The sequence below is a fragment of the Vibrio sp. V43_P6S15P86 genome, from assembly GCF_009904725.1.
GTDB classification, from domain to species: Bacteria; Pseudomonadota; Gammaproteobacteria; order Enterobacterales; family Vibrionaceae; genus Vibrio; species Vibrio diabolicus.
Map to the genome: position 1 here is coordinate 1 of NZ_WXWT01000214.1, position 23,334 is coordinate 23,334.

General features: G+C 44.3%; 25 protein-coding genes. 17 read left to right on the top strand and 8 right to left on the bottom strand.

All coding sequences use genetic code 11. The features are described from left to right. Nucleotides 1-27: 27 nt before the first annotated feature. From ftsY to glpG, 6 genes are all read left to right on the top strand, one after another. The gene (gene ftsY / locus CAG69_RS09430; protein WP_161443909.1) at nt 28-1,227 is read left to right on the top strand and encodes a signal recognition particle-docking protein FtsY; all 1,200 of its coding nucleotides are present in this window, start codon (nt 28-30) and stop codon (nt 1,225-1,227) included. A gap of 22 nt (nt 1,228-1,249) precedes the next feature. Further along, complete coding sequence (gene ftsE / locus CAG69_RS09435; RefSeq protein ID WP_005378697.1) at nt 1,250-1,924, top strand: cell division ATP-binding protein FtsE; 675 nt, start codon at nt 1,250-1,252, stop codon at nt 1,922-1,924. After that, nucleotides 1,914-2,882: a permease-like cell division protein FtsX gene (ftsX, locus tag CAG69_RS09440; protein ID WP_161443910.1), complete on the top strand. Its 969-nt coding sequence runs from the start codon at nt 1,914-1,916 to the stop codon at nt 2,880-2,882. The genes ftsE and ftsX overlap by 11 nt, the downstream gene beginning before the upstream one ends. A 176-nt stretch (nt 2,883-3,058) precedes the next feature. Next, a complete protein-coding gene (gene rpoH / locus CAG69_RS09445) occupies nt 3,059-3,916 on the top strand; it encodes an RNA polymerase sigma factor RpoH (RefSeq protein WP_005378693.1) in 858 nt (285 codons plus the stop codon). Between the two features lie 493 nt (nt 3,917-4,409). Next, nucleotides 4,410-4,730, top strand: coding sequence for a thiosulfate sulfurtransferase GlpE (glpE, locus tag CAG69_RS09450; protein WP_005378691.1), 321 nt, complete (start codon nt 4,410-4,412; stop codon nt 4,728-4,730). Continuing rightward, nucleotides 4,730-5,572, top strand: coding sequence for a rhomboid family intramembrane serine protease GlpG (glpG, locus tag CAG69_RS09455; protein WP_017636076.1), 843 nt, complete (start codon nt 4,730-4,732; stop codon nt 5,570-5,572). Before glpE ends, glpG begins: the two co-directional genes overlap by 1 nt. Before the next feature lie 62 nt (nt 5,573-5,634). On the opposite strand, the gene CAG69_RS09460 is transcribed toward glpG, so the two are convergent. After that, nucleotides 5,635-6,045 carry a flagellar basal body-associated protein FliL gene (locus CAG69_RS09460; protein ID WP_005378687.1) on the bottom strand — a complete coding sequence of 137 codons (411 nt, stop codon included), beginning with the start codon at nt 6,043-6,045 and terminating at the stop codon, nt 5,635-5,637. Between the two features lie 161 nt (nt 6,046-6,206). On the opposite strand from CAG69_RS09460, the gene CAG69_RS09465 reads away from it, so the two are divergent. Next, nucleotides 6,207-6,746 carry a chorismate lyase gene (locus CAG69_RS09465; protein ID WP_005378686.1) on the top strand — a complete coding sequence of 180 codons (540 nt, stop codon included), beginning with the start codon at nt 6,207-6,209 and terminating at the stop codon, nt 6,744-6,746. Continuing rightward, on the top strand, nt 6,747-7,601 hold the full coding sequence (gene ubiA, locus CAG69_RS09470) for a 4-hydroxybenzoate octaprenyltransferase (RefSeq protein ID WP_005378684.1): 855 nt from the start codon (nt 6,747-6,749) through the stop codon (nt 7,599-7,601). Nucleotides 7,602-7,665: 64 nt separating this feature from the next. Here the strand turns inward: ubiA and plsB are convergent, their stop codons facing one another. Then, a complete protein-coding gene (gene plsB / locus CAG69_RS09475) occupies nt 7,666-10,092 on the bottom strand; it encodes a glycerol-3-phosphate 1-O-acyltransferase PlsB (RefSeq protein ID WP_104979835.1) in 2,427 nt (808 codons plus the stop codon). A 368-nt stretch (nt 10,093-10,460) separates the two neighbouring features. On the opposite strand from plsB, the gene lexA reads away from it, so the two are divergent. From lexA to dinF, 3 genes are all read left to right on the top strand, one after another. Beyond that, nucleotides 10,461-11,081, top strand: coding sequence for a transcriptional repressor LexA (gene lexA / locus CAG69_RS09480; protein ID WP_005378682.1), 621 nt, complete (start codon nt 10,461-10,463; stop codon nt 11,079-11,081). A 199-nt stretch (nt 11,082-11,280) separates the two neighbouring features. After that, nucleotides 11,281-12,075 carry a class I SAM-dependent methyltransferase gene (locus CAG69_RS09485; protein ID WP_005378679.1) on the top strand — a complete coding sequence of 265 codons (795 nt, stop codon included), beginning with the start codon at nt 11,281-11,283 and terminating at the stop codon, nt 12,073-12,075. Between the two features lie 55 nt (nt 12,076-12,130). Next, nucleotides 12,131-13,480 (top strand): MATE family efflux transporter DinF, encoded by a 1,350-nt coding sequence (gene dinF / locus CAG69_RS09490; RefSeq protein ID WP_017636071.1) that lies wholly within the window; start codon nt 12,131-12,133, stop codon nt 13,478-13,480. A 57-nt stretch (nt 13,481-13,537) separates the two neighbouring features. Here the strand turns inward: dinF and sthA are convergent, their stop codons facing one another. Then, a complete protein-coding gene (sthA, locus tag CAG69_RS09495; protein WP_005389689.1) occupies nt 13,538-14,968 on the bottom strand; it encodes a Si-specific NAD(P)(+) transhydrogenase in 1,431 nt (476 codons plus the stop codon). Nucleotides 14,969-15,231: 263 nt separating this feature from the next. On the opposite strand from sthA, the gene fabR reads away from it, so the two are divergent. The 3 genes from fabR (at nt 15,232) to CAG69_RS09510 (ending at nt 17,781) form a co-directional block, all read left to right on the top strand. After that, on the top strand, nt 15,232-15,873 hold the full coding sequence (fabR, locus tag CAG69_RS09500; protein WP_005378632.1) for an HTH-type transcriptional repressor FabR: 642 nt from the start codon (nt 15,232-15,234) through the stop codon (nt 15,871-15,873). Further along, nucleotides 15,873-16,238: a YijD family membrane protein gene (locus tag CAG69_RS09505; protein WP_005378634.1), complete on the top strand. Its 366-nt coding sequence runs from the start codon at nt 15,873-15,875 to the stop codon at nt 16,236-16,238. Before fabR ends, CAG69_RS09505 begins: the two co-directional genes overlap by 1 nt. 283 nt (nt 16,239-16,521) lie before the next feature. After that, complete coding sequence (locus CAG69_RS09510) at nt 16,522-17,781, top strand: tyrosine-type recombinase/integrase (RefSeq protein ID WP_161443928.1); 1,260 nt, start codon at nt 16,522-16,524, stop codon at nt 17,779-17,781. A gap of 82 nt (nt 17,782-17,863) precedes the next feature. Here the strand turns inward: CAG69_RS09510 and CAG69_RS09515 are convergent, their stop codons facing one another. Continuing rightward, nucleotides 17,864-18,454, bottom strand: coding sequence for a hypothetical protein (locus tag CAG69_RS09515; protein WP_161443911.1), 591 nt, complete (start codon nt 18,452-18,454; stop codon nt 17,864-17,866). A gap of 144 nt (nt 18,455-18,598) precedes the next feature. Between CAG69_RS09515 and CAG69_RS09520 the strand changes: the two genes are divergently transcribed. Together CAG69_RS09520 and CAG69_RS09525 are read left to right on the top strand one after the other, a co-directional pair. After that, nucleotides 18,599-19,669: a hypothetical protein gene (locus tag CAG69_RS09520; protein WP_237668057.1), complete on the top strand. Its 1,071-nt coding sequence runs from the start codon at nt 18,599-18,601 to the stop codon at nt 19,667-19,669. Nucleotides 19,670-19,917: 248 nt separating this feature from the next. After that, on the top strand, nt 19,918-20,571 hold the full coding sequence (locus CAG69_RS09525) for an inovirus Gp2 family protein (RefSeq protein WP_161443913.1): 654 nt from the start codon (nt 19,918-19,920) through the stop codon (nt 20,569-20,571). Between the two features lie 38 nt (nt 20,572-20,609). On the opposite strand, the gene CAG69_RS09530 is transcribed toward CAG69_RS09525, so the two are convergent. The 3 genes from CAG69_RS09530 to CAG69_RS22305 form a co-directional block, all read right to left on the bottom strand. After that, the gene (locus CAG69_RS09530) at nt 20,610-21,110 is read right to left on the bottom strand and encodes a lecithin retinol acyltransferase family protein (protein ID WP_161443914.1); all 501 of its coding nucleotides are present in this window, start codon (nt 21,108-21,110) and stop codon (nt 20,610-20,612) included. Between the two features lie 65 nt (nt 21,111-21,175). Further along, entirely contained in the window at nt 21,176-21,916 is a 741-nt protein-coding gene (locus CAG69_RS09535) for a hypothetical protein (protein WP_337247415.1), read from the bottom strand. A gap of 234 nt (nt 21,917-22,150) precedes the next feature. After that, complete coding sequence (locus CAG69_RS22305; RefSeq protein ID WP_171343345.1) at nt 22,151-22,303, bottom strand: hypothetical protein; 153 nt, start codon at nt 22,301-22,303, stop codon at nt 22,151-22,153. 98 nt (nt 22,304-22,401) lie between these two features. On the opposite strand from CAG69_RS22305, the gene CAG69_RS22535 reads away from it, so the two are divergent. Further along, entirely contained in the window at nt 22,402-22,626 is a 225-nt protein-coding gene (locus CAG69_RS22535) for a helix-turn-helix domain-containing protein (RefSeq protein ID WP_161443916.1), read from the top strand. Nucleotides 22,627-22,734: 108 nt separating this feature from the next. On the opposite strand, the gene CAG69_RS09545 is transcribed toward CAG69_RS22535, so the two are convergent. Next, nucleotides 22,735-23,295: a tyrosine-type recombinase/integrase gene (locus tag CAG69_RS09545; protein ID WP_123015102.1), complete on the bottom strand. Its 561-nt coding sequence runs from the start codon at nt 23,293-23,295 to the stop codon at nt 22,735-22,737. Nucleotides 23,296-23,334 lie beyond the last annotated feature (39 nt).

A 23,334-nucleotide genomic window follows, 5' to 3' on the forward strand; every position in this document is an offset into this window, starting at 1 on the left:
TCCCAGAACACTCTAGGATAGCCCCAGATGACGGAAAAAAAGAAGCGCGGATTACTTTCGTGGCTAGGTTTTGGTGACGAAGAACAAAGCCCAAAACCAAAAACTGAAGAAACAGTAAAAGAAGAAGCAGTGGAAGCGCCTTCTGAAGAGCAGCAAACCGAAGCGGTTGCTGAGCAAGCGGAAGCAACGCCAGAACTTGAAGAAGAGAAACAATCAGAGGCTGCCCCAGCAGAAGCAGAAGCAGAAGCAGAGGAGCCAGAAGTTGTATCGGCCGCGCCTCGTGTTCAAGAACAAGAAAAGCCAACAGAAAGCTTTTTTGCTCGTCTTAAACGCAGCCTAAGCCGAACAAAAGCAAATATTGGTGCTGGCTTCTTCGGTCTATTCAGCGGTAAGAAAATCGATGAAGACTTATTTGAAGAGCTAGAAGAGCAACTGCTTATTGCTGATGTGGGCATGAATACCACAACAAAAATCATCAACAACCTGACAGAAAAGGCCACACGAGGCGACCTGAAAGACGGCGAAGCCCTTTATGGTTTGTTGAAAGAAGAAATGGCTGAGATTCTTTCTAAAGTCGAGCAGCCACTAGAAATCGATAGCAACAAAACGCCTTACGTCATCTTGATGGTGGGTGTAAATGGCGTGGGTAAAACCACGACCATCGGTAAGCTAGCGAAGCAGTTCCAAACTCAAGGCAAAAAAGTGATGCTTGCAGCGGGAGATACTTTCCGTGCCGCAGCGGTTGAGCAGCTACAAGTGTGGGGTGAACGTAATAATGTTCCTGTGATTGCTCAACACACTGGCGCAGACAGTGCCTCTGTTATCTATGATGCGATTGAAGCGGCAAAAGCACGTGGTGTGGATGTGGTGATTGCTGATACAGCAGGTCGTCTACAGAACAAAGCGAACCTAATGGAAGAGCTGCGTAAGATTGTACGTGTGATGAAGAAAATTGATGACTCTGCACCACATGAGATCATGCTAACGCTTGACGCAGGTACAGGACAAAATGCCATTAGCCAAGCGAAACTTTTCAGTGATGTTGCCCCTCTAACCGGGATTACTTTGACTAAGCTGGATGGTACAGCCAAGGGCGGCGTAATTTTCGCTATTGCTGATCAGTTCGGTATTCCAATTCGTTACATTGGTGTGGGTGAAGGTATCGAAGACTTGCGTCCATTTGAAACTCAAGAGTTTATTGACGCACTGTTTAGTCGTGAAGAATAAAAAGAGTTAGAGGAAATCAACGGTGATCAAATTTCAGCAAGTAAGCAAAGCTTACCGAGGTGGTCGACAAGCACTGCAAAAAGTCGATTTTCACCTGAGGCGCGGTGAAATGGCGTTTTTAGGCGGACATTCCGGGGCTGGTAAAAGTACCTTGCTGAAATTGATCTGCGCGATAGAGCGACCAACCGATGGCAAAATCCATTTTAATGGCCACGACATCACGCGTATTCCAGGCAAAGACATCCCTTTTTTGCGCCGCAATATTGGGATTGTTTTTCAAGATCATCGCCTATTGATGGATCGCAGTGTGTACGACAATGTCGCTCTGCCAATGCGTATCGAATCGATTTCTGAAAACGAAATTAAACGACGTGTTTCTGCGGCGTTAGATAAAACGGGCTTACTCGATAAAGCTCGTTGTCTACCTAGTCAACTTTCTGGTGGTGAGCAACAGCGCGTCGGTATTGCCCGTGCTGTGGTTAATCGACCAACGTTGCTGGTGGCTGATGAGCCTACGGGTAACCTTGACCCAGAATTATCCAACCGTGTGTTGCGTCTATTCGAAGAATTTAACCGTGCGGGCGTGACAATCTTACTTGCCACGCACGATGTGGGGTTAGTAAACACTCGCCCACAGTATCGTCATTTTGAATTGAACCAAGGCTTCCTAAGTGAGGTAGAAGACTATGGCAGGTAACAAGCACTCCCAAAAGAAGGGGAAAGGCCGTAGTGCCAAGCGTGCGAATACCGATGGTTTTTTCTCTGTCCACGCAAAACAAGCTAAATCCTCTTTTAGCGCCTTATGGCAACGACCACTAGGCAACACTCTGACCCTAGCGGTCATCTCCATGGCACTTGCCATGCCAGCTTGTTTGTATCTATTGGGGAAAAACGTTGCGGGGGCAGCGGAAGATGTCGCTTCTCCTTCACAAGTTAGTGCTTACTTAGTTGAAGGCATGCCGGATGCGCGAGTGATGGTTCTCAAAGATCAAATTGAAACTTGGCCTTTGGTAAAAGAGGTAGAATATATTTCACCGCAACAAGGTCTATCTGATTTAAGCCAATATGCAGGGTTCGACCAAGCTATCAGTCTTTTAAGTGGCTATGCGCTACCTGGTGTGTTGGTGATTACGCCAGATTCGGAGCTAAAAAGTGATATTCAGTCATTAGCCAAAGACGTTCGAGAGCAACAAGATGTGACCGACGTGAGACTTGACGAAGACTGGCTGGCGCGTCTTGATGCCATCAAAACTCTCGCGAGTATTATTGTCATTACCCTGACAGTACTGATGCTCGGTGCGGTATTTTTAATCGTTGGCAATACATTGCGATTTAATGTGCTGGCGAATAAAGAAGAGATTCAAACCATGAAACTGATCGGTGCGACGGACAGTTTTATTCTGCGCCCTTACTTGTACACAGGCATGTGGTTTGGCGTGTTAGGTGCCACTATTGCGTGGTTGGTAACGGCTTTAGTGACCATTGTCATGAATAGTGCGGTGGAAGACCTTGCTGCGTTGTACGATAGCCAGTTCCGCCTGATTGGTCTAAGTTGGGATGAATCTTTGTTATTAATCATCATTGGGAGTCTTTTGGGATGTATTGCGGCGCGTTTTTCTGCGCAACGACATTTAAAAGAAATTGAACCAGTTTAAGTGATGGCGGTCTTATTACTTGGATTTCATTAGCACTAGCTAATTTTGAACCCTTGCTTAGACCAAATGTTTATGGATAATTGCTTCCCCTTCTTGAAACTTGTTCATTTTGAGTTCAAGATATCGAAGCTAAATTGCAATGTAATGCTCCAGATCAGAGATTGATGAGGAATTGAATGACAAAAGAAGCGTATCCGATGGCTCTAGTCACGCAAGATAGCCTTGATAGCTATATTCGCTCAGTAAACAGCTACCCAATGCTGACTGCAGACGAAGAGCGTGAGCTGGCAGAACGATTACACTACAAAGGTGAGATTGAGGCTGCAAAAGGTCTAATTCTTTCGCACCTACGATTCGTTGTTCACGTTGCTCGTGGTTACTCTGGCTACGGTTTGCCAATGGCGGACCTTGTGCAAGAGGGTAACATCGGTCTAATGAAAGCCGTTAAGCGTTTTAACCCAGAGGTAGGGGTTCGCTTGGTGTCTTTTGCTGTCCACTGGATCAAAGCAGAGATCCACGAATACGTGCTACGTAACTGGCGTATCGTGAAAATTGCGACCACTAAAGCGCAACGTAAGTTGTTCTTCAACTTGCGTAAGTCGAAAAAGCGCTTGGGTTGGTTTAACAACGGTGAAGTGGAAACCGTTGCGCGCGAGTTAGGTGTTGAGCCTTCTGAAGTTCGCGAGATGGAATCACGCTTAGCGGCGGTGGATTCAACCTTTGATATGCCAACTGATGAAGACGACAGTTCAAACGCTTACACAGCGCCGATGCTATACCTAGAAGACAAATCGTCTGATGTGGCCGACAACATTGAAGCCGCCAACTGGGAAATGCATACCAACAATCGCTTGGGTCATGCATTAGCGAGTTTGGATGAGCGTAGTCAGCGCATCGTGCGTTCTCGTTGGTTAGATGATGAGAAAGCAACATTGCAAGACTTAGCTGATGAGTTCGGTGTTTCTGCCGAGCGTATTCGCCAGCTAGAAAAAAATGCAATGAAGAAACTAAAATTGGCCGTGGGTGAATTTTAATTTCCACTGCTAATTGAAAGTAAGATTTTCATAGAAGGCCGAGATCATGTGATCTCGGCTTTTTTATTGTCGATCGAAAATCGATAGCGTTTGCGATCCGGATTTTATGTGCTACCTGTGTATAACTCTGTGAAGTAATTATTTATCAACTGTTCGAAACCCGGACAAAATAAGGGATTCAAGCACTTTTCCATCTGGGGATAGTTATAGATATACACACAGTTAGATCAGGATCATCACTACATATTGTGGATCAAAAGATCCCAATACACTTTATCAACGCAATTCACAGCTTTATCCACAAATGGTTGGAATGTGTACACTTTTGAAAACCCTGATTATCCATGTGTCTAAGTTTGCCGTTGGATAGGTTACAATAGCGGCAGTATACCCAAGCAGCTTCAAATATGGATTTTATGCTGTACCACGGGTGCTGATTAGTACGTTAGGTTCGAGGTTGCTTGGGTATATTAATAAGACAATGAGAAAGTAAATGGATCAGTTTAAGCATATCGATGTACAAGGTGCGCAAGCGCTGCTCGAGCAGGGTGATGCGAAGCTTGTAGATATCCGTGACCCTCAATCGTTTGCCGTTGCGCATGCGGAGTCCGCGTATCATTTAACTAACGATACGATCGTTGCGTTTATGGATGAAGTGGAGTTCGAACAACCTATTCTAGTGATGTGTTACCACGGTATTAGTAGCCAAGGTGCGGCGCAATATTTGGTTAACCAAGGCTTTGAACAGGTGTACAGTGTAGATGGTGGCTTTGAAGCCTGGCATCGAGCAGAACTACCGATAGTGAGAAGTTAATGAAGAGATTGGTAACGTTAAATAATCCACGTATGGCGCAAGCCTTTATTGATTATATGGCCTCTCGCCAAATTGACATCGAAATGATGCCTGAAGGGGATGGGCAATTTGCGCTGTGGCTGACTGATAGCCAGCATGAAATAGAAGCGGAAGCCGAACTTAAGCTGTTCCTTGCTAACCCGTCTGATTCAAAATACAGCGCCGCCTCGTGGGACGTTGCCGATACTCGTAAGAGCACATTTCATTATTCCAGCCCGAGTATCATGAGCATGGTCAAAGCGAAAGCTGGCCCCATGACTTTGCTGATCATGACAGTCTGTATCATCATCTACTTGTTACAAATGTTTGGCTTTGGCAATGGCGTGTTTAAGTTGTTGCACTTCCCGGCTTTTGAGGGGCAACAATGGCAAGTGTGGCGATGGCTAAGTCATGCGTTACTGCACTTTTCAGTAACTCACATCGTGTTTAACTTACTATGGTGGTGGCAGTTGGGTGGCGACATCGAACGTCGTCTCGGTTCCGGTAAGCTATTGCAACTCTTTGTGGTGTCGGCAGCGCTTTCAGGGGCAGGCCAGTTCTATGTTGAAGGGGCTAACTTCGGCGGCTTGTCTGGCGTGGTCTATGCACTGCTTGGTTATTTGTGGATATTGGGTTACCGCTTGCCACATTTAGGCCTTACGCTACCCAAGCCAATCATCGTCTTTATGTTGGTATGGTTAGTTCTTGGTTTTGTGCAGCCATTTATGGCGATTGCAAACACTGCTCACTTAGTTGGGCTACTGTCGGGGATGGCGATTGCGCTGTTTGATTCAGGCAAGATGAAATACCAACAGCAAGCCTAAAGCAGATGAAATGAAAAGACCGCTCAAGAGCGGTCTTTTTTATGTTCAAAACGGATTTGGGTTTATTGATAAAGGTATTTTGTAAACAACAAATCGGCAATGATGGTTTTACCTGTTTCAGGCAAAAGCGTTTCGTTGAGGGTAGTCACTAAGGTTTTGCGCAGATCTTCTCGGCCAGACAGGGACTTAATCGTATCTTCTGTTTGCTTACCCAATAATTCAATCACTGCATCGCGAATCAAAGGTTGGTGATGCTCAACAACTGATAAATCTTGTTGACTCATTACCATGATGTCGATGCGTACTTGCACATAACCTAACTTTTTGCCTTTGGTGTAAAAGTTAGTAGTGAGGTCAGGCTCTAGGGTAAAGTATGCCAACTTAGGTCCAGCTTCTTCCGTTTCAGCCCAACTTGGTGCGGCGAATAGTATGGTTAACGCAAAAATAATTTGGGCTATATAACGTTTGTACATATTTCTAACTTTTCTTTCTCTGGATCGCGATATTCGAATCGCTTCAGTCTTGATACAATGGGCCGTCTATAACAAATAACGGAACTTACGGTTACATACATTACTATGGACGGTAAGTTGTTGCTTTATTGTACGCATAAAGCCTCCAATTGAATACTAGTATGAATCAGCCAACATCACTCTATCTTGCTTCTTTATTGGAAGTAGAGTGGCAAAACCCCGAAGAATTCGAATTTCCAAATGAATTTGCCAAGCACTGGCTTGAAGAGCAAGGGTCTTTGTCACGTCGTTTAAAACAGCACTGCCAAGCGTTAACGGTAGAATTGCTACAAAATCAGATCGTCACTGCAGCGACATTAAAACAGGACGAAAGCCAGTTATTGTCCGAACAAGATTGCTTACTGAGAGAGGTAATTTTGTGCGGTGACAATAATAACTGGGTTATTGGGCGGACATTGATTCCTCGTTCAACCTTAGTTGATCAGCAGTATGATTTGGCTCAACAAGGGGATATCCCATTAGGACTAACGGTGTTCAGCGCAGATAACGTTGAGCGGGACTCTTTGCAAATGGGATGGGTAGCCGTACCAGAAGGACGTTTGTTAGCGCGACGCTCAAGGTTGTGGATGAATCACAAACCGATGCTAGTTGCCGAGTTATTCTTATCTAATTCACCAGTTTACGCTAAGGAGACAGTGTAAATGTCCGCAGAAAAAGCCAAAGCATATTGGCAACTGATGCGCATGGATCGCCCGATTGGTTCACTGTTACTGATGTGGCCAACGATTTGGGCGCTAATTATCTCAGCCCAAGGGATGCCAAGTTGGGATGTATTCATCGTGTTTGTATTGGGGGTATTCCTAATGCGTAGTGCGGGGTGCGTGATTAATGATTTTGCAGATCGCAAAGTCGACGGCCATGTAAAGCGTACTAAGCAACGTCCACTGCCATCAGGGAAAGTGACAGCAAAAGAAGCGATTGGATTATTTTTGGTTTTGGGTATCAGCTCGTTTTTGTTAGTGCTGACCATGAACCCGCTGACGATTCAGCTATCCTTCGCTGGTATTGTGTTGGCGTTCATCTATCCATTTATGAAGCGTTACACTCATATTCCACAGCTATTTTTAGGCTTGGCTTTTAGCTGGGCGATTCCAATGGCGTGGGCTGCACAAACTGGGGAATTACCATTGATTGTTTGGTTTTTGTTCCTCATTAACGCTTTGTGGACCATTGCGTACGACACTCAATATGCGATGGTAGACCGAGATGATGATCTAAAGATTGGCATTAAATCGACGGCAATTCTGTTTGGTCGTCATGACAAGCTTATTATTGGTGTGTTGCAACTTATTACACTCGCGATGTTGGTTTGGTTAGGGCAGTTCTACCAATTGGGACAAAGTTACTACTGGACCCTTTTGATTGCAGCGTCGTTGTTTGTTTATCAGCAGCACTTAATTCGTCACCGTGAGCGTGAGTTGTGCTTTAAGGCTTTCCTTAACAACAATTATGTTGGCATGGTGATAGCGATAGGGTTACTGGTCGCATTTTGGTAAGCGAAGAAATAGAAAAAGGCATCCGATTGGATGCCTTTTTTCTTATTGGAAGAAGGTAAAACGGTTACGACCGAAGTTGGTGAATACTCTCTTCGATCGTCAGTTTCACTTCTGGATAAAGCAGAGTGAACAGTAGCCGTGCAAATTGCTGCGTTTTCTTCGTGTCACAGTTACCATCGTTATCGAGGTATTTTTGCTGTTTGAGCGTATTGAACATCGCGGTAAACACACCTTTATCGAAGAATTCTGGCGCATTAATACCGTGCAAACGCCCTAGGCGCTGAGCAATATCTTGGCTCTTCTGCTCTAGGTCCGATTTACCGAGTTCAGGGTAAGCAACAAGCAAGTTCATCGCGATAGAGTAGCGTTGCAGCGTTTCAGTTATCGTTCGACCTAACAGAACCAAAGGCTGGTTGTTCGATTGATTGATCTCTAGCTTATCACCATCAAGACTAATCATTTTCTGATCGGCAAATTCATGCAGTGTTTTAACGACCAATTCATCTAACTCGTCTTCTTGGTAACTTAAGAACAGCTCTTTCTTCAAGAATGGGTAGATTTGCGCGACATTCGCTTGAATCTTGGCTACCGAAAGGTTGCGCTGACGAATGAGCATTTGGGCAATTAATGACGGCAGAGCGAACAAGTGAATGATGTTGTTGCGATAGTAAGTCATCAGGATCGATTGGCTACGGTCCAGCGAAATGATGTCACCCATGCTATCGGTTTCAATCACGAACTTATCAAGCGAAATTGCATGATCGACCAACTCCTCAGCACTTTCGGTAGGGATAGTGGAGGTGCTTGAGTACGGGTTATTTTTGAGTAGCTTTAAGTAACACTCGATCTGATTGATCAGCGAGTCACGAGAAAGTGCACGTTGACGAGAAGCAAGCAGTGCGGTTGCACACAAGGTCAACGCGTTTGCTGCCGCCGCATCATTGATGTGCGTCATCATCTTATTAGCAAGGTCGTTGACCACAGGATTCATCCATTGTGGTTTGTTACCACCCATGCTGTCGATGTCTTTCGTCCACTCAGGAGCATGCTCGTTCAAGTATTGGTTGAGCTGAATTGGCTCACCGAAGTTCACATAGCCCAAACCAAAGTTACGCAGTTTACGCAGAGTACGCAGTACAAGCCCTGCGTTTTCTTTCTCTTTGCGTTTGCCACGCAGCTCTTTCGCGTAAGTGCCTACTTCCATTACGTGCTCGTAACCGATGTAGACCGGTACTAGTGTTACTGGGCGGTTTAGACCACGTAGCATTGCTTGGATGGTCATAGCCAGCATACCCGTTTTCGCTTGCAGTAAGCGACCTGTACGTGAACGACCACCCTCACTGAAGTACTCGACTGAATAGCCTTTGGCAAACAGCTCAGCTAGATACTCACGGAAAATGGTTGAGTACAGTTTGTTGCCTTTAAAACTACGACGAATAAAGAACGCCCCACCGCGACGGAAAAGAGGACCGGCCGGGAAGAAGTTCAAGTTAATGCCTGCCGCAATGTGCGGAGGTACCATGCCTTCATGGTATAAAACATAAGACAAAAGCAGGTAGTCCATGTGACTACGGTGACAAGGAACGTACACAATTTCGTGGCCGTCTTGCGCTAAACGACGCACAGTCGAGGCGTTATTGATGTGCAAACCTTGGTATAGTTTTGTCCATAACCAACTCAGGATGCGGTCGCCGTTTTTCACCAGACTGTAGGAGAAGTCGGCGGCGATTTCATCCATGATGTCGTGGGCTTCTTTACGTGCCTTATCAATCGAGATGTTTTTGCTCTTGGCTTCGTCAGCAATCGCCAGTTCAATAGCTGGAGATTTTAGTAAACGAGCAAACAACACTTGGCGTTGTGGCAAGTTTGGGCCTGAAGCAGCCAGTTTCTGGCGTGAGAAGTGGATACGCGCCACGCGAGCCAGTTTGTGCGCAATTGCGCTGTCGGTACCGTGAGAGTCTGCCATATAACGCAGAGATACCACGGGACTAAAGCGAACTAAGCAGTCGCGTCCCGCCGCTATTACTGCTTTGGCTTTTTGCGGACCATTCATCGGTTGAAGGTAAGGTTTTTGGTTCTCTTCTTTACCTGGCTTACGACCCCAAAGCACGGTTGCAGGGATCATTTGAACATCCAACTCACTATCCAGCTTGTGCAGTTCCAGTAAGTCAGTGAACAGAGAAACAGAATCGGTTGGGACATCATTATCGTTGTTCATCACAGTTGGACGCGCAGCGATAAAGACGAAACGGTTCAGCGTTTTGCCATTGATTTCCAGCGGGCTGAGCGGGTCGGGTAGACCAAGGCTCATGGCTTGTTTTTGCAGTGTCAGCAAATCCACGTTCGAGCGGAACGGCAGGGCATATACAATCGGTTTAGTTAGGTCGATGTTCAGATCTTCAATCGGGTTCGACGGGATTGTGGTGCCCTTTACCAGTACCGATAAAGGTAGTTTTAGTAATGAACGTGAAAATGATTGTCCAGAAGACATAAAGTTCACAGCCTCAATAGGTATTCAAACAGGCCTAACCTTATTTCAGTTTCCGCTTTGCATGTCTTCTCTATAAAAAGAGATGAGTACGGCAATAGAAATAAGCCTAGGCGATAAAATTTAAGCGCTGCAAGGATACCAGAAACTGGTCAAACCTTTTAATTTTATTGGCTGTAAATTAGTCGAACCCCTAAGTTATTGCTTTGACTTGATTAACTGAAAAGTCGGTGTTTTAAACGAATAAAGAATGAACTTAATCGGTAAGCTGAAAGCTCTCCACAAATAAATTAAAAAACAACCAATTGGGTTTTCATTTGAGCATTTACTGGATATACTCACAGTTAACTGTATAAAAAGACAGGTGAGACATGAAGCCGTTAACGCCACGCCAACAACAAGTCTTCGATTTGATTAAAAGTAAAATCGATGACACCGGAATGCCACCAACTCGTGCAGAGATTGCGCGTGAGCTTGGCTTCCGCTCTGCGAATGCCGCAGAGGAACACCTAAAAGCGCTTGCTCGTAAGCAAGCAATTGAAATTATTCCAGGCGCTTCTCGTGGGATTCGTATCCTGCTTGAAGACGCAGCCAATGATGAGCAGGGTTTGCCATTGATTGGTCAAGTTGCAGCGGGTGAGCCAATTCTGGCTCAAGAGCACGTAGAGGCGCACTACCAAGTCGATCCTGCGATGTTCAAACCGCAAGCGGATTTCTTACTTCGTGTAAATGGCGAGAGTATGAAAGACATCGGGATTATGGATGGCGATTTGCTCGCGGTGCATAAAACCCAAGACGTGAGAGACGGTCAAGTTGTCGTTGCGCGTGTTGATGATGATGTGACTGTGAAGCGTTTGGAGCGCAAAGGCTCAACCATATTACTGCATGCTGAGAATGAAGAGTTTGCCCCAATCCAAGTGGACTTGACGTCTCAGCACCTTACGATTGAAGGCTTAGCCGTTGGTATTATTCGTAATACCGACTGGATGTAAGTGTATTTAAGCAGCCCAGTTGATCTGGGCTGTTTTGTCTTTTCTCTTCTCTTCTTTTCTCTTTTTCTACTTCCTCCAAAAGCTTGCTCATCATCTTGACCTTGTTTGTTTTGACCAATTTATAAGCTTGATAATGTAATTGATATTCATTATCATCTTTATTAATGTCTATGTTTTCTCTCTGGCGCAGGAAATGCCCATGTCTCAGTCTAAACATCAAGTTCCTAACCATCTATTGAAGCCACTGTTATTGCGTAGCCGTGAAAGCATGGTCGACAATGGCTTGGTGTACGATCCGATAGCTGCTAAAGCGTGTTTGAGCTGTAAGATGGCGCCGGATTGTTTGAGTGGTGATATTGCGCAGAAGCAATTGCTGCACGTGACGCTGACTCAGCTTTGTGACCAGCAGGTTAGTCACTTCTTACAGCAGTATCCCGATGCTTGGATAATCAATGTCGGAGCAGGGCTGGATACCCGCTTTTATCGCTTGGATAATGGACGCTGCCATTGGATAGAGCTGGATGTGACGGAAAATTTGGTATGGCGTCAGCGCTTGTTCCACAAAAATGAACGCTATGAACATCGCTGTGGCAGTGTGGATGAAATGTCGTGGCTAGAGACGTTAGCCATTCCAGAGCAAGCACCAGTGCTCATTTTATGTGAAATGGCACTGCTCGATTGCACAGAGCGTCAAGTCGCGAAATTTATTCAAACCTTAGGTCGACATTTTGTTTCTGCTGAACTGTGTATGGTGCTGGCAGGAGATTTAACGGAAACCAAGTGGGGACAAAAGCTTGGCTCTGATCGTTATGCTCATGGCTTTGAAGCGCCTGCAGCACAGATATTGCAATGGTTACCATGGGCACAGTGGGTGAAAGCTTTCTCGCCATTCGATAGATTCTGTTCTCGTTGGAAAGCTTGGCAGCGTTGGCTTAATAAGATTCCAATGTTGAAGCATCGCCTCACGCCAGTACTCGTTCATATCAAGTGGTAATTGGCTAGTCGTTAAGCGCTCAGGTACACTCGTCGATCTTACTGATGAGGTGCCTGTGACAAATTCAATCTTCTCTCCTTTATCTAACCCAAAAGTTCATCGCCAAGTCTTAGCTTTAGCTATACCTATGGTGCTGTCGAATATTACTGTTCCATTGCTCGGTTTGGTCGATGCTGCGGTGATTGGTCATCTAGACCACGCTTGGTATTTGGGTGGTGTTGCGTTGGGCAGCACCATGATCAGCGTGACGTTTTGGCTGCTTGGTTTTTTGCGTATGTCGACTACTGGGTTGGCGGCGCAGTCCTATGGCGGTGAAGACCGAAAGCAACTTGCCTTGGTGTTTATGCAAGGCTCACTTATGGCGCTGCTGTTTGCGTTAGTCTTCCTTATTGCCCATACCCCGATAGCTGATTTGATCTTTGGTTGGAGTGACGCCAGCGCAGAGGTAAAACACTACGGTATGCAATATTTCTCTATCCGTGTGTGGAGTGCCCCCGCTGCGCTAATGAACTTTGTGTTGTTGGGGTGGCTGCTCGGAACGCAAAATTCCAAAGCACCAATGTGGATGGTGATCATCACCAACGTGACTAATATTGCCCTCGATTTGTTGTTTGTGATTGGTTTGGGGTGGAAAGTAGAAGGCGCTGCGCTGGCATCGGTGATTGCTGACTACTCTGGCATGGGTTTTGGTCTCATGTGTGTCTGGAAAACCTGGCGAGAGAGGCAATTACCATCACCTCAAAAGTTGCTAGCCAGCACTCAACACGGTTTAGGGCGATTCGTGAAATTGAATCGCGATATTTTCTTACGCTCTTTGTGTCTGCAAGCGGCTTTTAGCTTTATGACGTTCCAAGGCGCGAGCTTGGGTGATGAGGTTGTCGCTGCAAATGCGGTTCTGATGAGCTTCCTGATGATTATCTCGTATGGCATGGATGGCTTTGCTTATGCGATGGAGGCCATGGTCGGGAAGGCGATTGGTGCCAAAGATAGGCAACAATTGAGTGCATCGCTTGTCGGCACTTTCTTTTGGAGTTTGGTTATTTGCTTAGGACTGACCGCGCTCTTTGGTTTGGCGGGATCGGAGTTGATCGCCATGATCACTTCAATTGAGACGGTCCAACAGCAAGCAGCGGTGTATCTACCTTGGCTGGTGGTGATGCCACTTGCGTCGATGTGGTGCTTTCTATTGGATGGCATTTTTGTCGGTGCAACCAAAGGCAAAGACATGCGCAATAGTATGTTTGTCGCGACCAGCAGTTTCTTCGTTGTCTTTTACTTATTCGCCGAGTGGGAAAATCACGCGCTGTGGTTTGCAATGACGAGCTTTATGTTGATGCGGGGTATTGGTTTAGGGGTTATCTTTCTCTACCAATGGCACAAGGATACCTTCCTAGCACAATGTTGATATAAAAACAGCAGGTCCAAGCCTGCTGTTTTTCTGTCTGCTATCAAGAAGCATAGATTAGAACAAGCGGTTCAAACCATTCAACGCAGCGACACGATACGCTTCGGCCATTGTTGGATAGTTGAAGGTGGTATTGACGAAATACTCGATGGTATTCGCTGAGCCTTTTTGCTCCATAATGGCTTGACCGATGTGGATAATTTCCGCGGCACGTTCGCCAAAACAGTGAATCCCTAAAATTTCTTTGGTTTCACGATGGAACAATATCTTCAAGCTACCGATGTCTTTCCCTGCGATCTGTGCACGAGCTAGATGCTTGAACGAAGAGCGTCCTACTTCATACGGTACTTTCGCAGCTGTTAGCTCTTGCTCGGTTTTACCCACAGAGCTAATCTCTGGGATGGTGTAGATACCCGTTGGAATATCATCAATCAGGTAGTTTTCTGCCTGACCTTTCGTAATGGCTTGTGCGACAAATCGCCCTTGGTCATAAGCGGCGCTTGCAAGGCTAGGGTAACCGATGACATCGCCTACAGCGTAAATGTGTTCGATATCGGTTTGGTAGTTACGGTTTACTTTTAGTTGTCCGCGAGAGTCCGCTTCCAGACCCACTGCACCCAAATTCAACTTATCGGTGTTACCTGTTCGACCATTCGCATACAACAAGCAGTCTGCCTTCATCTTCTTGCCAGATTGTAGGTGAATAATCACGCCATCTTCTGTGCCTTCGATTTTTTCATAGGTCTCATCATTACGAATTACCACACCGCTGTTCCAGAAGTGGTAAGACAGCGCATCTGACACTTCGTTATCCAAAAACTCCAACAAGCGGTCGCGGGTATTGATAAGGTCGGTTTTCACTCCAAGGCCGCGGAAGATAGAGGCGTACTCACAACCGATAACGCCCGCACCGTAAATGATGATATGGCGAGGGTCGTGTTTCAGGCTCAAAATGGAATCACTGTCGTAGATGCGCTCATGCAAGAAATCTACGTCGTTAGGCTGATACGGGCGAGAACCCGTCGCGATGACAAACTTATCCGCAGAATAGATTTCTTCTGTACCGTCGCTTTGCATCACTGCAATTGAGTAGTTATCGATAAATCGCGCGGTTCCGAACAAAAGTGTGCATGAGTTACGGTCATAAAAGCCCTGACGAAGTCGAGTTTGCTTATCAATGACCGATTTAGCATGACCTAAAATGTCAGAAAATGTTGCATGAACGCTGGTGTTGTTTCGACAAAATAGCGGGTTGCTATTAAATTCGATGATGCGGCTAACGGCATGACGCAGTGCTTTTGATGGAATAGTACCCCAGTGAGTACAACCGCCGCCGACACTGCTTTCTTTCTCGACAATGGCAACATTCAGTCCCGCTTTGGTTAATCCCATTGCAGCCCCTTCTCCGCCAGGGCCACTACCGATTACGATCACGTCATAGTGATTAACATGCGCCATGATGCCTTCCTTGTTATATTTGCTTAACATTGCTTTAGCGCGATTTTAACTCATTTACTCTATTGGTACACGTCATGCCTGTTAGAGAGTGGAAGTGATCACGCAGAATCGACCAAAAGGATGATTTGGTATGTTGTATGTCTATAAATTGCATCGAGAACATTGCAATTAGATGCATGCCAATAGTAACGTTCTCGGCGCTCAGAGCGAGCGAAGCAACATATCTTTCTCCGTAGGAGCAAATTGCGTTATATTGAGGCTCTTGTACCCTACAGAAAAAGAGCAAGTTAAGAATGAAATCGATGGGAATCCGCGCACAGCAAAAAGAGAAGACACGTCGATCATTGATCGATGCGGCATTTAGTCAATTAAGTGCGGATCGCAGCTTTTCCAGCCTTAGCTTGCGAGAAGTCGCCCGAGAGGCAGGGATTGCACCGACTTCTTTTTACCGTCACTTCAAAGATATGGATGAGCTAGGCTTAACCATGGTTGATGAAGGCGGTTTGCTACTACGCCAACTGATGCGTCAGGCGCGTCAACGTATTGTGAAAGAAGGTAGCGTAATTCGTACCTCGGTCGAAACCTTTATGGAATTCATTGAAAGTAGTCCGAACGTTTTTCGTTTGCTGTTGCGTGAGCGCTCCGGCACTTCTGCTGAATTTCGTACCGCTGTTGCTCGAGAAATCCAGCATTTTGCGGCAGAATTAACCGAGTATTTAATGAGCACCGGCGTGACCAGAGAAGAGGCGTATACTCAAGCAGAAGCGTCTGTGACTTTGGTTTTCAGTTCGGGGGCTGAAGCTTTAGATTTAGATCGACGTGAGCGCGATGAACTCGCCGAGCGATTGATCATGCAATTGCGAATGATAGCCAAAGGGGCCTATTGGTATCGCAAAGAACGTGAACGTAACCGATTAAAAGGCGGGATAGAATAATGTCGAATGGAAATAAATCTGAAAAGAAAACGCTGATTTTGGCACTGGTTGCAGGTATGTGTGGTGATGCTTTGTTGTCATGGTTGACCATGAGTGAAGTGTCTTTTTCAATCTTCCCATTGATTGCACTCGTACTGGCTGTACAAGCTCTTTACCAAGAGTACCTAAATAATCCGGTATCAGAAGATATCCCATTAGTTGGCTTGGCGTGTTTCTTCGTAGGTGCGTTTGGTCACTCTGCGTTTATTAAAGCGCAATACCCAGAAGCAGGCTCAAACTTCTTCGCGATCATGGTTTCAATGATCTTACTCGCATGGATTGGTAAGAAGCTAGGTTTTGTCAGCAAGAAGACTTCTGCGGAATAAGCAAACGAATCAAATTAAAAAAAGCGAGCCATTGAGCTCGCTTTTTTTTGTCTGAAGCTGGTGGACTAAGCTTTACGTTCCAATAGCACGCCAGCTTCCATGTGGTGGGTAAATGGTGACATAATTCCATAGGTGTCCGTCAATGTATTTTGATGTTATAAAAATCAATGGCTTATGGTTATTTTTCTCTATTTGTTTTCCATTGACGTCTTTATGAGTACAATAGAAACCACATCATCGCCGTACCCCACGCCGTACCCAGAATTTTAGAGAGTTGCTTATAATGACAAAACGAATAAACAGTAATGCCACACTACAAGCTCTGAAGCCACAAGATAAAGAGTACTTAATCCCAGATAAAAAAATTGAAGGGCTGAATATACGTGTTCGTCCTACCGGTACAATGACATGGACATTTCGTTTTCAGATTGGAAAGAAACACGAAAAAATTTCTATGGGGCGATATGTGAAGTCAAAACCTGAGCAGGGGATGACATTAGAGCAGGCAAGAGTGGAAGCTGGCCGCTATCGGAGTTGGTTGGAGAACAACAAGAACCCAAAGGTTGAACTTGATAAAGAAAAACGCGCACAAGATGAGGCAAAGACCTTTAACGATGCATTTGAGAGTTTTGATGAGAAGCGTCTTTCTAAGCAATTACGAGGCGATCAGTCGAGAACCATTTACAATAGAGATATAAAGCCAATTATCGGTAATACTAAACTGGTGGATTTAAGCACATATGACCTCAATAAGGTTTTTGATGCGAAGGTTGATAAAGAAGGTAAGCGTATGGCTGGTGCTATCGGTGCTTGCCATAAAGTCATCAATCAAGTGATTAACCATGCCTTAGCTCTTAATATGATTGATTCTCATCCAGCACCACAACTAAAAGCAAAGGATGTTGGAGGGGGCTCTAAAGTAACAAAGCGAAACCTTAGCTTTTCTGAGTTGAAGATATTGTTAACTAGCTTAGGGGAGTGGCGCACTGCCCCTTCTAACGTCCGTTTAATACGCTTTTTACTGGGGTGTGGTCAACGTATCAGTGCTGTTCTAGAAATGCGTTGGGGTGAGCTAGATCTCGAAAACAAGGTTTGGACTCTACCAGCCAGCTCAGCAGAGCGACATACTAAAAGTCCGGATAGTCGCAAAGTACCGCTCAGCGATTATCTTGTTGAGTTATTGCAAGAGCAGCGTGAAAGTGTCCCAAGTAAATGGAAGCTTGTTTGGCCTCAACTCACTGTAGATAAAACCCAAGAGCCTGCGGCAGTACGGGCATTGATCAAACGTAATTTACCAGCCGATCTAGAGCGTTTTTCACCCCATGATTTGCGTCGTACCTTTATCAGCCGTTGTAGTGAAATGGGGCTAGATATTGTGGCAATAGAAAAGACAGTCGGCCATCAGCTACCGGGTATGCTTAGAGTTTATAACCACCATGACTACCTTGATGAGCAACTAGTCGTTTTACAGGCGTGGGGCGATAAGCTTCGGGCTTTGACAGTTGAGAATATTGTTCCTTTATCAGCGACGAGATCGGCTTGATTTTTCGTCCAAGGTGTAACGAAGATGCAGACCCTTCCTAATGGTTCGAGGAACTGCGTGAACTCAAATTTTATTAGCTTGTTCATTTGGATGATAGAGAGCTGGCTAATTGTTCGATAGTTGTCGTCAGTGTTATGTTTCTTTTTTCAAGAGAGTCTATTTTATTGCGCATTTCTTCTAATTGAACCTCTTGCTGACGGCTTTTCGTCTTTAGCAAATTGTAACTTTCGAGCTTTTTATTCAGTAAGTCATTATCTCTTTCTAGCCTTCGAATCTCTCTTTTAAGTGCCGTTCCATCGATAATTGATCCTACAGCTTGACCTAAATTATCTAATCGATATTTCTTTTTAACTTTCTTGAGAGTTGTGTGAGTTTTGTCATCAACATAGACAGTATGTACTTTTTTGGCTCCTGTTTTTCTTCTGTAGTATTGCGCCCAAGATTTCTTCATGTTCGAGAGTTTCTCTTTCCTTAAAGCTGGCTCTGGAATCCTAGAAAAGTAGTGTTCAGCTTGCTTCAAGATGCTCTGTTGTAGAGGGTTGGTAATTATGTCGTCTACAGAAGGAAGACTTTTTGGTATCCCTTTTTTGATGAAATACCCAGTTAACCATTGGGTCATTTTCTTGTTCTTAAAATTAACCCACGCCTTAAAATCATCGATTTCCTTACTCACTATCTTTCCTTTAATTTGTTTTGCTACATGTAGCTTTACATGTAAATAATATACTGTCAAAAATTATGATATTATAAACTTAATAGGTATTATAAATAAAATGTGACGAACATGATTAGTGTGATTCTCCAGTTATGGAAAGGGATGAAACCGCAGGACAAAGTCGTATACTTACATTGGGTTTTGTGTACTCGAGAACAAAGAAACGTGTTCCTATCAATTGCATCTCTGGCGGAAAAGTTAAAGATAAAAGAGTCGACAGTTCGTGGTTCGGTAGCACGCTTATGCATGTGTGATAAGGTAATTTTTAATAATGAGCAGTCATCGTATGCTGTCGTTTATCCAGCAGGTTTTGATAGCTCTCAGGAGTGCCCTAATGAGAAGCTAGCTTCAATTCTAGCAATACTAGGTATTGGAGAAGCCCTAACAGATGAACGTGCTGAAGCGTTGGCTAAGCGACTACTTAAAGTTGTATTGGTTTCTTTAACGGATGAGTTAGGGGTTGTTGAAAGTATTAGTTTTTCTCATCTTTCTAAAGTAACCGGAATGACGAAGCAAAGGTTACGCCGTTACATAAACGAGTTGGTAGCTGATAGATTTATTTTGAAGTTTGTCGCTGGTTGTAATGCACCTTATCTATACAAAAAGAGTCATTCGATTTGCATCATAGACCCAACGGTGCTTGGTGGTAGTAGGATTGAGCTAATGGGTTTTAAAGCAGAGAAAATGCTTGGGTGTGATCCTAATCGGCGGATAAGGAGTCGAATAGTACAAGGTCGAAGAGGATGGAAGCTTTTGTCGAATGAGATAATTCGACATAGCCTTTTAGGCAGGCTGAACCACTTTTTTGACGAGCTAGTATCACAAAATATTCGAGACAAATTAACAACAGACTACCAAGCTTGTAGTCGAGATATTATTGCTTTGACGAACTTGAAGGAGGTAAATAACGATCTTCATAAGATATGGTTCAGGGATATTAATCATTTCTCTGATTTTTTCTTAAGTATCGTTCGTGAGCAGATCACAAAAAGCAAGTCAAAGGGCCCCTTCGATATCTATTTCGTTAGAACAGAAACCTCTTGTTATGTGCTGTCAAATATAGGTAACGCATACTCAGGTGAGCTCAGCGTGATTGATAGTGACTCTGCTGTCTTTCAACCTGATTCGGATGAAGATGCTTGGGTAATTCAAGGCGTTTTTTTGTACGATTAATCGTTCATAAATCGCTTTGATGTTATTGGTAACTTCCGAGCAGTTTTACGTTTAGTTATGTTAGGCAACGCTTTGTCGCTAAAGGTTAGTCGAGAAGTAATTGTCAATAGGAAATGACAGATACAGTAATATACGCTTTATAGGGCTAATTAAAGGTACTACACCTACCTCTAAGTAGGTGATGGAATATAAGGTAAAAAATAATATGAGTAGGGATACCTGTGAACACATCCAACAGGTACTTACTCATGAAAGAATCAACATACAACGGATTACTTATTCTAGGCACTCTTAAAGAGAATGAAGAAGGCTATTTAGAGCAGTTAATAGAAACAATGAACTACTCTATCGAAGAGTACCCTAGAACCTATGCGATACGTGTCGACTTGCGACTACCGTCTCATGGCTTTCTTGACGATCTTACTCGCGATGAAGCTGTGAGCTATAACATTCGTCGTACAAAGCTAATGTCGCGGTTCAAAGATTCATTAAGTGAAAAGATTAAAGCCCAAGGAATACGAAGGAAAAGAATGGGCAAGAGGGCAGCTCCGTGCAAAGTGAGATACGCATGGGCTAGAGAGCAGGACACTTCAATGCATGAGCATTATCATCTTGTTCTGCTTTTCAATAAAGACCGCTTTTTCACAATTGGTCGCTACAAGCAAAGAGATTCTTTGGCAAATCTTATTATTGGTGCATGGAGAAGCGCTTTAGGATGTAGTGAGGAGCAGGCTTTAGGTTTGGTCCATTTTCCGAACAACCATAGTTACTATATCGAAAAAAATAGTGAATACTTTGTCGAACAATATTCGGATCTGTTTTATCGTATTAGCTATCTAGCCAAGAAGAGAACTAAGCGCTATGGCGAGGGACATCGTTGCTTTGGCTGTAGCACTAGGTAACCTCGACTAAGGGATTAAAAAGAGGGGAGAGAATCCCCTTATCCTTTGTGACGATGCTTTAAATCCCACACGCGCCACTGACTGGCTTGAAGGTGCGTACGAGCGTCACCTTTAAGCTGAGTCAATGTGAAGGTGTTTGAGAAGATGTCACCACTTAGGCAGTAGCTACAGAACTGATGGCAGTTTTCATTTAGCAGGGAATAGTCTGTTTGTATGCCAAGCATGGCTTCTGCAATTTGAGCGGTAAACTCACTGCCAATTGCTCTCCCTTGAGCATTGCAGCTCACGTAAATGGAAAGGGCTGTAGTATCAGCTAGGAACTGACGAATTGATACGGCTTCAATAAGACCTTTGCCATTACGATGGATGATACGTCCATTTCCCACGTAGACACCTGAATGTTCAGCATAACCAAATGCGAGATCGCAATACACAATGCTGCCTCTGACTGGAGCCTGGGTTGTATGAAAGAGATTATCAGCAAGACTTTTCCCTAATTGAGTTAGCCCTAGTGATCCTAGTACTTTTAGTGGATTCATTATGTACCTGTAATAAAAAAGCCCTGAGTTCTAATCTCAGGGCTTATGGTATGAAAGTGAGAACTTTACTGGAGTTGACATTTAAGATCGTTGAGGTAGATAAGATCATCCCCGCCAAAGTTAAGGCGTTGGCTCCAGTGTTGTAGTGTTTGTTTTAAGAGATAGTACGTTTCTGCTTGCTGGTCTTTGTATAGGAGGTTTAAAGACTTTAGTAGGTCAAATTCGCAACTCAATGTTTTATTATTAGAAAATTGAGCAGAGAAGCCATTGTATAGGAAGTGATTTTGCTCACGACTATCAACACTCCATTGGTAAACTTCATCGACGCTTACAGGAGTGATAAATTGCGAACGACGATCTTCTACTTGAGTGAGCGCTCCATCAATTCCGTCTGGATACTTTTCCTGTAACTCTTGCTGAGCTCGCTTGCTTCTTTCTAAAAGGTTTTTGAAGCGTTGTTTGTCAAAATATCCCGTTGCTTCATCATATTGTTCTTGATAGTTAATCTGGTTATCAGCCAGTTTTTTGAGTGTTTTGTATTCACTTGAAATTCTTTGCGCAACTTTGTCTGCACTCTTGTTCAGTTCAGCCTTCAACAGGTTGGAGAACTTCTGTGAAGGTATATCCATATTACAACGGTATTCAATAACTGTTCTTTCACGATTATCTTCAAATGTTTGCCATTCGACATCATTACAAACTTTACGATTATTAAAGGCTTGGTTGATAGTCAGTGATGGCTCATATTGAGCCAGTTGATTTTTTCCGTTTATATAGCTGAAAGTCTGCTGCTGTAGAGAGTCCACTACATTGTTACCGCAGCCGAAGAGTAAAAGTGTAGAGCTCAGAACACTGATTGACGTAACGGTGTGTATTGGTACTGACATTGTTTTATCCTTAATTCAAGTTGTGAGTGGTAACCCCTGTTGGCTGACCACTGCTTTAGTTTTCTTTATCCCAGAGTTAGTACAGGGGGGATATTATCCAGTTAATGTGCAGGGGAGGTGGAAGTTGCTGCGATGGCGAGCTTGACGGTTCTTTTAATCTGCAACCACTTTATAAATAATCCATGCCAATATAGGGTCAATTACGAGTCCGAGTAAAAGCCACCAACCAAAGCTGCGACCATTACTCTTCGCATATATCGCCAGCACAAAAGCGAGAAATACCCATAAAAGCACTAATATCATCATTTATTCTCCTTTTTTGATTTTGTTGCACCGATATGGGTGCAGTTTGGATGGTACATTAAACATAAGCTATCTGCACCCATAAAGGTGCAGGTGAGCTTGTGAACAAGATTGAGAAAAACATTACTGGACATCAAATCCGCAATATCAGAGTGTCTAAGCAGCTCTCTCAGCAAGATGTTGAACGATTGTGCAGTCTCAAGGGGATTGATATGACAAGAAGCAAATTAGCGAAGGTTGAATCTGGGATGGTCCGTGTGACGGATGAGATGTTAAAGAATCTTGCAGATGTATTAGACGTTGGGGTCGAAGAGTTCTTCTATTAATCACCATTTTTATAGCGAATGATTGATGGAATATGATGACTGAAATAGCCTGTAATGTTATATGCTGTAAGGGTTTGGCGGTCCCGCCCCCTCACTAAACGACCAGGCTTAAAGCTCAAGAGAAACAAAGTCTTTATCGACTTCATCTTGAGTGATACCGATATAGCGAAGGGTGACGCCTTCAGATGTGTGACGAAGCATTTTCATGACACGGCCTATATCTTTTGTAGATTGGTAAAGAAAGTAGCCTCGCGTCTTTCTCATCGAGTGAGTACCTAACGCAATATTTAGCTCTTGGCCTACTTGTTGAAATGCCATAGACACGGCGCGTCGCGTGATTGGCTGGGGTGGTTTGTTTTTCAACTGTTGGCATCGGTAGGATTGAAACAAGTAGATGTGGTCGGGATGCTGCTCCCTTAATCTAGCAATATGCTGCTGCGCTTTGGTATTGAGCTGAATGTTTGCCAGCTTGCCAGTTTTACTTTCACGAATAATAAGTCGGTCACCATGAATGTCTTCAAAGCGAATCGATAACAAATCAGAAATCCGCAGTGCTAGGTTTAATCCGATATGCCACACATCGGCCATTTGTGGATTACAACGAATACTCAGTAAATGACCAATCAGGCGTATGGTGTCATCATCTTTGATTGCTTGGACCTCAGCCATAATCTGCTTCCTTTTTTGTCTGTAGATGGGTGTTTTGAG